At 41.2% G+C, this 9,851-nt stretch carries 9 protein-coding genes, 3 tRNA genes and 1 pseudogene; 3 read left to right on the top strand and 10 right to left on the bottom strand.

Annotated features, from left to right (window positions below; translation table 11 throughout):
• Window positions 1-12: 12 nt before the first annotated feature.
• Window positions 13-354 (top strand): annotated as a pseudogene (locus BS63_RS0109885) (transposase); the annotation flags it as partial.
• A 71-nt stretch (window positions 355-425) separates the two neighbouring features.
• Here BS63_RS0109885 and BS63_RS0109880 read toward each other — a convergent pair.
• From BS63_RS0109880 to rlmD, 7 genes are all read right to left on the bottom strand, one after another.
• On the bottom strand, window positions 426-980 hold the full coding sequence (locus BS63_RS0109880; protein WP_002961653.1) for an L-2-amino-thiazoline-4-carboxylic acid hydrolase: 555 nt from the start codon (window positions 978-980) through the stop codon (window positions 426-428).
• A gap of 15 nt (window positions 981-995) precedes the next feature.
• A complete protein-coding gene (locus BS63_RS1000000112165; RefSeq protein WP_019770662.1) occupies window positions 996-1,163 on the bottom strand; it encodes a hypothetical protein in 168 nt (55 codons plus the stop codon).
• Window positions 1,164-1,176: 13 nt separating this feature from the next.
• On the bottom strand, window positions 1,177-2,112 hold the full coding sequence (locus BS63_RS0109870; RefSeq protein ID WP_002961651.1) for a manganese-dependent inorganic pyrophosphatase: 936 nt from the start codon (window positions 2,110-2,112) through the stop codon (window positions 1,177-1,179).
• 80 nt (window positions 2,113-2,192) lie between these two features.
• On the bottom strand, window positions 2,193-2,834 hold the full coding sequence (locus BS63_RS0109865; protein ID WP_002961649.1) for a hypothetical protein: 642 nt from the start codon (window positions 2,832-2,834) through the stop codon (window positions 2,193-2,195).
• Window positions 2,835-3,286: 452 nt separating this feature from the next.
• Window positions 3,287-5,458, bottom strand: a complete 2,172-nt coding sequence (locus tag BS63_RS0109860; protein WP_002961648.1) for a GBS Bsp-like repeat-containing protein — start codon at window positions 5,456-5,458, stop codon at window positions 3,287-3,289.
• A gap of 165 nt (window positions 5,459-5,623) precedes the next feature.
• Window positions 5,624-6,199: a DUF6287 domain-containing protein gene (locus BS63_RS0109855; protein WP_002961646.1), complete on the bottom strand. Its 576-nt coding sequence runs from the start codon at window positions 6,197-6,199 to the stop codon at window positions 5,624-5,626.
• 202 nt (window positions 6,200-6,401) lie between these two features.
• Window positions 6,402-7,754, bottom strand: a complete 1,353-nt coding sequence (rlmD, locus tag BS63_RS0109850) for a 23S rRNA (uracil(1939)-C(5))-methyltransferase RlmD (protein WP_019769895.1) — start codon at window positions 7,752-7,754, stop codon at window positions 6,402-6,404.
• A gap of 265 nt (window positions 7,755-8,019) precedes the next feature.
• On the opposite strand from rlmD, the gene recX reads away from it, so the two are divergent.
• Both recX and ntdP read left to right on the top strand, forming a co-directional pair.
• Window positions 8,020-8,796, top strand: coding sequence for a recombination regulator RecX (recX, locus tag BS63_RS0109845; protein ID WP_002961642.1), 777 nt, complete (start codon window positions 8,020-8,022; stop codon window positions 8,794-8,796).
• A 105-nt stretch (window positions 8,797-8,901) separates the two neighbouring features.
• Complete coding sequence (ntdP, locus tag BS63_RS0109840) at window positions 8,902-9,435, top strand: nucleoside tri-diphosphate phosphatase (protein ID WP_002961640.1); 534 nt, start codon at window positions 8,902-8,904, stop codon at window positions 9,433-9,435.
• Between the two features lie 112 nt (window positions 9,436-9,547).
• Here ntdP and BS63_RS0109835 read toward each other — a convergent pair.
• From BS63_RS0109835 to BS63_RS0109825, 3 genes are all read right to left on the bottom strand, one after another.
• Window positions 9,548-9,620 (bottom strand) — tRNA-Thr (locus BS63_RS0109835).
• Window positions 9,621-9,638: 18 nt separating this feature from the next.
• Window positions 9,639-9,720, bottom strand: a tRNA-Leu gene (locus tag BS63_RS0109830).
• 5 nt (window positions 9,721-9,725) lie between these two features.
• Window positions 9,726-9,798 (bottom strand) — tRNA-Lys (locus BS63_RS0109825).
• Between the last annotated feature and the right edge of the window lie 53 nt (window positions 9,799-9,851).

Here is a 9,851-nt window from a genome sequence, read left to right as displayed (position 1 = left end):
TGGAAATAGGTGTTTCATCATCTCAAACACCAGAAAACGCAAACAGGTTTGGAACAAGAGATTAAGGTCTACCAGGCTGAGGAGCCTGAATTAGCTCCTCAAAAGGGGCTTTACATCAACGAACGGTACCAATATTTAAAGCAAAAAGAAGTTCAAGCGCTTTTATCTCCTGAGGGCAGTCAAGTTTTCGCACAACGCAAGGTTGATGTGGAGCCTGTCTTTGGGCAGATAAAGGCTTGTTTGGGTTACAAAAGATGTCATCTGCGGGGGAAACGACAGGTCAAGATTGATATGGGATTGGCCCTTATGGTCAATAATCTCCTCAAATACAACAGGAGAAGCAACCAAACCTAAAAAACAGAGGGTCACCAACAAGTGATCCTCTGTTTTTATGGGGGCAAATGGGTTTTGTCTCAGGCCCTTTTCTAGTATCGATTAAACAAGGTCTCTGCTCGCTTGGCTTCCGCTTTTTCATCCAGTTTAGCCTGAGCAACTTGGTCAGCAGTTGCCGCCTTCTTGCTGACATAGAGGCAGTCACAGAATTGACCCCTAGTGGCTAGGGTTTGCTTACGCAGAAAAAGGTAATTACCAGCTTTGGCAAATTCATAATCTAGAGCACACACGGCAGGTACCAGCTCTGGCATGCCACGGCTGGTCAGATAGGAACAAGCTCCACAGCGGCTAAAGGTCGCTAAGAAACGCCCCCTACCTTCCTCAACCTTGTACTGCCAAGTGAATGGATGACTGGCTTTTTGACTCCTTTGCCCTTGCTTGACTTGCCTGTGAATGGCCAACTTGGTCAAAGGATTTCTGTGCCTGAGCCCCCAAGAAATCAATTTGGAGCCCATTACTAGATTTTGATAAAAATCAGTCATAGTCTGGACACTAGGTTTGGGCTTGCACTCCCGATAGACAGTTCCCAACATAACTGCATGGGTCAGGATGAGGGGTAAAATATCGTTCGGCCCATAATCTGGCAAGCTAGCAAGTTCAGCCTAATAGTTCGCCAAAATTTTCTGATAGGTCCCATCAATATCTTGCACACCCAGAACTGATAACCCTTTCTTCAAGCGAGGCATGAGAACCAGCCAGTTGAGCTTAATGATAGGATTTTCTTCATAGCAATCACCTCCGCCTTCAAAGACAAAAAAGAGACAGCACACTGCCTCTTTTATCTTATTTATTAAAACTTTCGGTCAATTGTGGGACCACTTGTTTCTTACGGGAAACAGCTCCTTCAAGGAAGGCATGGTTGTTTTCCAACTTAAGGTTGAAAGCTGCTTCAACCTTATCCACATTGCTACCAAGAGCCAAAATTTCTGAATTTGAATTGAGAATATCGGTAATCATCAAAACAAAGTCGGAGTAGCCATTAGCCGCTTGTGAAGCCTTGATAGCTTCTTCAATTTCAGCTTGGCGGGCCAAGACTTCATCAATATCAACCGTATTGACTTGGGCCACACGCACATTGTTGCCGTTGAGCTCAAAGCTCTTAGCATCAATATCAATCAATTCCTCAGCTGACTTGCTGGCCAAATTGGTTCCAGCCTTGAGCATAGCCAAACCATATTCTTGCAAGTCGACACCAGCAATCTTAGCCAATTCTTCGGCTACGGCAGGGTCAGATGGTGCTGTCGTTGGAGATTTCAAAAGTAGGGTATCTGAAATCAAGCCTGACAAGAGCAAACCAGCAATTTCTTTAGGAACCTCTGTTCCAGTTTCCTTATAGGCACGGAAAACAATGGAAGAAGCCGAACCGACTGGTTCCACCCGCATGTAAAGTGGGTTAGCTGTTTCAAAATTTGCCACGCGGTGGTGGTCAATAACAGCTGCAATTTCAACCTCACGAATATCGCTGATAGATTGTTGAAACTCATTGTGGTCAGTCAAAATGACTTGGCTAACCCCTTCAGTCTTAGCTGATTCGACAACCCGAGGAGCCTCTACACCAAAGTAATCAAGGACAAAGGCCGTTTCTTCATTTGACGTACCCAAGGCTACTGCTTCTGCATCGCGTCCCCAGGCAGTTCTTTCCAAATAAGCCCAGCCGTATGAAGATGCAATAGCATCAGTATCTGGATTTTGATGACCAAAGACTAAAAATTTTGACATGTTTTTTACCTCATTATAAGTTTATTTCCCTAACATTTTAGCAAATTTTAGCCTATAAAGAAAGAGAAATAGGAAAACTCCTACTTCTCTGGATAGTCATTATAATCGTTAAAATAGCGTTCGCGCTCATCAGGGGACAACTCCAGAGAGTCGAGATCGACGATGTAGGAATCATCTTCGTAGTCGGCATAGGCTTCAGGATTGATTTCCTCATTAAAAGACTGGTCATAGCCGTAAGTGGCATCAACTTCCTGCTTGGCCTGTTGCCGAGCGCGGTCTGCCAACTTTTTGGCAATCAAATCATGGAAATACTTGATAGCAATTAAAATAAATTGGTAGGCCCAGATTAAGAGCGATTCAATTAGGATGATCAGTTCAACAACAACGACGCCAACCAAGGCCCAAACCATAAAGAAGGCAATGAAGAGTTGCGAGAGGATTTTTTTAACGTTACCAACCTGATCATTGTGGATGGTTAAAACTTCTGTAAATAGGTCAAAGATTCCCTGTAGGAGTGCCGATCTAATCGCCCGAGAGCCTGATTCATTCTCAACTATCTTGGCTCTGGTTGCAATGACTTGGTCCTTATCATCATAGAAAAGATCTACCCTATCCCCCAGCTTAGGGTCAAAACTAAAAGACGAACGATCAAGCCTTTTGACATGACCGTCTGTATTAGCAAGTACAATGACCTCATCATCAATACTTAATACGCGATACATACTTTACTCTACTTTCTCGTCCCATAATATCACAAATTCACAATACTGTCAAAGTAGCTATCCCAAGCCGATTTTCGGCTATTTCAAATTTAATTGAAACCCCAAAATTACATTTTGATATTTTCTTCGCTTCTGAGTTTTTAGACTCAGGCGGATTTTGTCCACTGGACTGAATCTCTCTCAAACAACCCGTTATAAGTGATATCAAATGTGTCACTTAGAATACCACTACGGCGAAAATATCAGAAAAAGCCAACTTCTTTTGCCATTGATTCCAAATAAGAGATTTATTTTGCTTATATTGATCGATAGTCTTGCTTTTAACTCAATATTAGTCTGGCTATATTGACCGTTGATTTTGAAAGTCTCCCACGATCAATTTCTGATTGAGGAACTAAAAGTCACCTCTCTTATTCTTAGAGGTGACTTGTCTATCAAAGAATTATTAGAAGTCAATCAATCACGATATAACGCCGTTGACCGCCATAGCTAACATAAGAAATCCAGTCATGGCCGTCCTTGTGCATAATCTTATCATAGTTAATACCCTCACCAGCTTGGAAGGTAAAAGCTACATCAGCAGCAATCCGAGGCTCATTTCTCACCTCAACTTGTTTGACAAAGGTATAGTGTTTCAGGGATGGGAAGCTTGTTTCATAGTCTGGCTTAGCTGCTGGTTCAGGTACCGTCGTTTGGGTTCCAGCGACACCAACCAGCTTGTTATCGTTTTCGACATAGTAGAGGTGAACATTATAAACACCTGTTTGACCCTTGTGGTCACTAGTCTTAACACTTACTTTATAATCACCATTATCTTGTTTAGTAGCATCATACCAAAGGATATCATCTTGATCATCCTTGTCCGTCCAAACGGGTACTTTAACAGCTGAAATACCCTTACTATCGCTAACATTGGTAATCAAAACATCAAATCCATCAGAAGTCTGATTTTGAATATTGATGCTACCTGTTACTTGCTTTTCGTCTTTCTTGGCTTCTGCCTGATGCTGACTTCCAGCAATACCGATTAGTTGACCATCATTTTCCAGGTAGTAAAGATGAACATTGTAAGTGCCTGTTTCATTCTTATGATCGGCTAATTTAACAGCCACCTTATAGGTGCCATCAGCCTGCTTATCCGCATCGTACCAAACAATATCATCTTGGTCATTTTTATCTGTCCAGACGGGAACTTTGACAGCCTTGAGGCCTTGACTATCAGCAACATTTGAAACTATAACATCAAAGTCACCATTATCCTTATTGCTAAAGGAAAGATTGCCTGTCCGAGTAGTTTGAGACTTTTCAACTTCAGGCATGGTATATTGAAGGCCAGCGACACCTTTCATAGCACCATCATTTTCGACATAATAGAGGTGAATATTGTAGAGTCCATTTTCATTCTTATGGTCAGACAGGTTTACAGCCACCTTATAAGTACCATCGCCTTGCTTGACAGCATCATACCAAATCAAGTCATCCTGGTCATTTTTATCCGTCCAGACGGGAACTTTAACGGCCAGAAGGCCATTGGAATCTGATACATTAGAAATCCTAACATCAAAGCCCTTATCGGTTTGATTTTCAACACTAATCTGACCAGTCAGTTTGGACTCGGTCTTTTGTTCATTAGCCTGAGCAGGCAACACACCCAACATGACATAACGACGAGTACCACTATAGGACACATAGGAAATCCATTTGTAGCCATCAGCTTTGATTTCCTTATCATAGTTAATGGAGTCACCCTTACCAAAAGTGAATTCTGTCTTGGCAGCGACCTTAGCCTCGTTCTTAACTTCTACTTCTCTATCAAAAGTATAGCGTTCCAAGGCAGGAAGAGTTTTCTCCTCCTTATCTGTTTCCTGCTGGTTATCGGCCTTAGGGGCAGATTTATCAGCTGGAACTTCCTTGGATTCCAACTTAGCAATGTTTGCATAGCGGCGCATACCGCTGTAGGACGCATAGCTCAGCCATTGATAGCCATCTTGATTGATGACTTGGTCGTAGTAAACTCGGTCGCCAGCATTAGCATAGAAGGCCAAAGGTGCTGAAGCTGACGGACTATTCTTTACCTCTGTGCGTTCAGGATAAGTATAATAACCCGAGCTTGGAATATCCTTGCCAACTTCTTGAACTGCTGTAGTCACGGAAGCCGGACTGACCACTTCTGTCGCTTGTGTTTGAACTGCTTGGTCCTGACCCTGACTTGCTGTCCTTTGAATTTGATTAGAGTTTGTAGAAGTTGCTGACTGGTCGGCTTGGTCATCGGTCTGAGTTGCTGCATCAACCTTTCCTGACGCTGAAGTTACATTAGCATCAACATCACTAGTACTTGCTTGAGATTCAGAACTTACTTGTTCTGTTTTATCAATAGCCGCAGTGTCTGCTTGATTTTTACTAACTGTCTCTGTCTTAGTTACTTGGGTATCTGAACTAAGCGCCTTGTCTAAAACCGTCTGCACGGTGGTATCCTGAGGCTGACTAGCTGGCACATTTTGTTCGTCAGCTAGAGCCTGACCACCAAAAACCAGACTAGCTCCAATTAAGACTGAAGCAGCTCCAAAAGAATACTTTCTAATAGAAAAACGTTGTTTTTCAACCCATAATAAATCTTTTTTCATGATAATTCTCCTTCCGTTTATATTACTTTGTCAAATCGTTTTTCGCCTTCATTATAAAAAAATAAGTAAGCGCTGTCAATAATTTTCTGTAACAATGAAATATTTTAGTAATATTATATTTTTCTAAAGAAAACCACTACCTCTAGTAGTGATTTAAGTAACTCATCAACTAACCCGATAATACGGAGTACTTTCAGCCGATTCACTTTGACCCACTACTAGGGCATCCTGTTGATAGGTTTTACCTCCGACGGTTGGTACACCCGCAGGGATGACAAAGAGGACTGCACTACCGACTTCTGAATCTTTTGGGCCAATGCCAAAGAGAGCTTTTTCTCCGCTAACTCCTTGCGAAGAGATGACTTGGGTATCTGAAACCAAGCCATTGTCGTCAAAAACTAGAGTCTCACCATTGGTATTTTGCCAAGTCCCAGCAATACTAGAGAAGTCTCCGTTAGAAATGGCCGTAATATCAAGACTTGATGTACTAGCTTGATTATTGTCAGAGCCTTGATTAGTAGAGCTTGAGGAAGTGGTGGTTCCTCCATTGGTTTGATTCTGATCACTGGATTGGGAAGACTGATTTTGAGAACTTCCCTTTTGCGAGTGTGTTTTACTTGTTTGACTAGTCTTTGCAGAACTTGAATGAGTTTTACTTTGAGAACTATTCTTGTGACAACCTGTTAATAGTAGAGTAGAGCTAAGCATCAGCAGGGCCGCAATTTTGTAAGACTTTTTCATAATTTTTGATTCCTTTCTTCTTTTTCGCTTTCATTATAGCCTAGTTCAATGTCATCGTCAACACATTTTTGTAATTTATTTAATATTTTTGAAATATTTGTAAACACAGTGTAATAGTGCGCTTGATACTATAATAGCCAAGAATAAAAAGAGTAGATTCTTCTACTCTCATTTGTCTATTCGTAAAAAGAATGTATTTTAATTATTTTTTCCTTAACTTAACGACCGCTTCCACTCTTGCCGTATGGGGAAACATATCTACAGATTGAATATAGTCTACTTGATAGACCTTGTTTAAGGCAACCAAATCACGAGCTAAGGTCGAGGCGTTACAGGAAACATAGACCATTTTTTCTGGCTGGGCATGGAGAATCGTTTTGATAAGCCTTTCATCCAGACCTGTCCTTGGCGGATCTACCACGAGAGCGCTGGCACGGAATCCTTCTTGATACCACTTGGAAAACAGTTCTTCTGCCTTACCGACCTCATAGTGGGCATTAGTCAAGCCCAGTGCCTTAGCATTCTTTTTGGCATCCTCAATGGCCTCAGGAATCACATCCATTCCCCGAACTGACTTCACCTTATCTGCGAAGGCAAAACCAATCGTCCCCACGCCACAGTAGGCATCAATGAGATTGTCATCTTTGCTGATGTCTAAAGCCTTGACAGCTTCTTGGTAAAGGACTTGGGTCTGTTGTGGATTGAGCTGGTAAAAGGCCCTAGGAGATAGGAAGAAACTATAGTCTAGCACCTCTTCCTCTATGGTCTCTTGTCCCCAAAGAATCTCTGTCCTGTCGCCATAAATTTCACTAGACTTTGAACTGTTATAATTGATGGCAACCGTTACAATTTCAGGAAAGGCTATCCGTAACTCCTTAACCAAAGCAGTCAGGCGCAGTTCTCGGCTGGTTACAAAAATAAGCTGAACCTGGGAACTTGCTTGACCCTTACGCACCATAATCGTGCGGATACCAGCGTTCTTCCGCTCATTATAAATAGGAATTTTATACTTGTCCAGCAGCTCTGTTGCCTTATTCACAATTTGCTGAGTCAACTCATCTTGAACTAAGCAATTCTCCAGCGCTACTAAATAGTGGGAATTACTTGCAAAAAGTCCTGCCTTAACCGAGCCAGCAAAATGACGAGTTTGAAACTGAAGTTTAGCCCGATAGTGATAAGGAGCAGCCATTCCCTTGGTCGGACGAATGTCATAGTTTTGATAGCCAGCAGGCTGGAATTTCTTTAAAGCCTGTTTAATCAGATCATCTTTAAACTCTAATTGCTTCTTATAGGCCAGGTGCATAATCTGACAGCCCCCACAATCGTTATAGATTGGACATTTGGGTTGAACGCGATTCTTGGAAGCTTTATTAATTTTTAATAGTTTGGCTTGGGCAAAATTTCTTTTGACAGCTGTAATCTGGCAAAAAATATCTTCACCCTTCAAAGCACCAGGGACAAATACCAAAGTCTTTTTATAAAAACCAATACCTTCTCCATTGATTCCCATCCGTTTGATTTTTAGAGGAATCCGTTGTTTGACCTGCAAATTCATTCTTGCATGTCCTTTCTAATTGAACTGGACTGCGACTCTGCGGAATTTTGGAAGATTGAACCAGTTATTGTCATTTCACTTCTTTATTTTCAGACTCGGGTAAAAAAACTACAAGACTCTTTTATCCTTTGAGTCGCTTAAAGGACCTCTATCTTATTAACAAAGATAGAACCTTGATATTAAGTGAGTAACCTCCCATCCATGAAAAGCTACCGAACTTATTCTACACACCCTAACATTCTACCATTTTTGCTATAATAAACCTATGAAAATTTCCAAGATTGAAAAGAAAAAGCGACTTTATCTCCTTGAGTTAGATAGCAAGGAGAAGCTCTATATCACCGAAGACACAATCGTCCATTTCATGCTCTCAAAGGATAAGATGATTACTAATGAAGAGCTAAATGAGATTCAAACTTTTGCCCAGTTCTCCTACGGTAAGAATCTCGCTCTCTACTTTCTGTCTTTTAAGCCTAGAACCGAAAAAGAAGTTAAAGATTACCTTTATAATCACGATATTGAAGGCAAAATGATTCCCCAAATTTTAAGTGACCTGAAGAAGGACAAATGGATTGACGATTATCGTTACGCTGAAGCCTATATCAATCAAAACCTAGACAATGGTGATAAAGGGCCTTATGTGCTGAGGCAAAAGCTGATACAAAAAGGAATTTCTAAAGGAATCATCGAAGAAACCTTGATTAACCAAGACTTTTCCCATATCGCTAGCAAGGCCGGACAGAAGCTCTATAAGAAATATACCGGTCGTTACCCAACAAAAGCTATTAAAGATAAAATTCAACAGAACCTTCTCAACAAAGGGTTTGACTACCAAACTGCTAAGGAAGTCCTAGAAGAATTAGCGATTGAAAAAGATCAAGAAGATGACATGGACCTTATTTTTCGAGAACTAGACAAACTCTTTCCAAGATATCAAAAGAAGTACCAGGGATATGACCTCAAGCAACATTTGCTCCAATCATTGGCGCGAAAAGGCTATGACTTTTCTGATATTACATCGGCCCTAAGAGACTACCTATAAGCTACCAAGAATTGACTTTGTGACTATTATCTTCATAACAAATGCTTTTTCCATCAAATTATGTTAAACTAAAGTGGATAAACTAAATTGTAGAAGGTTTTAGCCATGAAATTACCCAAAGAAGGCGACTTTATTACAATTCAGAGTTATAAGCATGATGGTAGTTTGCACCGAACGTGGCGCGATACTATGGTACTAAAAACAACTGAAAATGCAATCATTGGTGTCAATGACCATACACTCGTTACTGAAAGTGATGGCAGACGCTGGGTGACCCGAGAACCAGCCATTGTTTATTTTCATAAAAAATTCTGGTTTAACATCATCGCAATGATTCGTGATAGCGGTGTTTCCTACTACTGTAACTTAGCTAGCCCCTATGTTATGGATGAAGAGGCCCTCAAATACATTGACTACGACTTAGATGTCAAAGTATTTGAAAATCATGAGAAGAAGCTTTTGGATGTTGACGAATATGAAAGCCACAAAAAAGAAATGCATTATTCAGCAGATATTGATTATATCCTGAAAGAAAGTGTCAAAATTCTTGTCGACTGGATTAACAATGAAAAAGGCCCCTTCTCGGAATCTTACGTTAATATCTGGTACAAACGTTATCTTGAACTCAAGAGTCGTTAAAGTCGTGAAAAAAGGCCCCCATTCAAATGAATGAGGGCCTTTTCTTATTCTTATGCTTAAAAATTAAAAGGTAACGAGAAACCCCTCACTACCACTGAACTACGTTCGCAAATGCCGGCTACATGACTTGAACACGCGACCCTCTGATTACAAATCAGATGCTCTACCAACTGAGCTAAGCCGGCTAACTTACTATTCTTCTATGCGGGTTAAGGGACTTGAACCCCCACGCCGTTAAGCGCCAGATCCTAAATCTGGTGCGTCTGCCAATTCCGCCAAACCCGCATCTATGACCCGTACTGGGCTCGAACCAGTGACCCTTTGATTAAAAGTCAAATGCTCTACCAACTGAGCTAACGAGTCTTCCTCTTCTAACGGTCCCGACGGGAATTGAACCCGCGATCTTCGCCGTGACA

Source organism: Streptococcus sobrinus DSM 20742 = ATCC 33478, from assembly GCF_000686605.1.
GTDB lineage: Bacteria > Bacillota > Bacilli > Lactobacillales > Streptococcaceae > Streptococcus > Streptococcus sobrinus.
The sequence above is the reverse complement of the archived record's forward strand: the minus strand, read 5'-3'. Positions and strand labels throughout refer to the sequence as shown.

Bases quoted from the DNA above. Each gene is read 5' to 3' on its own strand.
- BS63_RS0109870 (WP_002961651.1), bottom strand. From the start codon at position 2,112: ATGTCAAAATTTTTAGTCTTTGGTCATCAAAATCCAGATACTGATGCT.
- BS63_RS0109865 (WP_002961649.1), bottom strand. From the start codon at position 2,834: ATGTATCGCGTATTAAGTATTGATGATGAGGTCATTGTACTTGCTAAT.
- BS63_RS0109860 (WP_002961648.1), bottom strand. From the start codon at position 5,458: ATGAAAAAAGATTTATTATGGGTTGAAAAACAACGTTTTTCTATTAGA.
- BS63_RS0109855 (WP_002961646.1), bottom strand. From the start codon at position 6,199: ATGAAAAAGTCTTACAAAATTGCGGCCCTGCTGATGCTTAGCTCTACT.
- rlmD (WP_019769895.1), bottom strand. From the start codon at position 7,754: ATGAATTTGCAGGTCAAACAACGGATTCCTCTAAAAATCAAACGGATG.
- recX (WP_002961642.1), top strand. From the start codon at position 8,020: ATGAAAATTTCCAAGATTGAAAAGAAAAAGCGACTTTATCTCCTTGAG.
- ntdP (WP_002961640.1), top strand. From the start codon at position 8,902: ATGAAATTACCCAAAGAAGGCGACTTTATTACAATTCAGAGTTATAAG.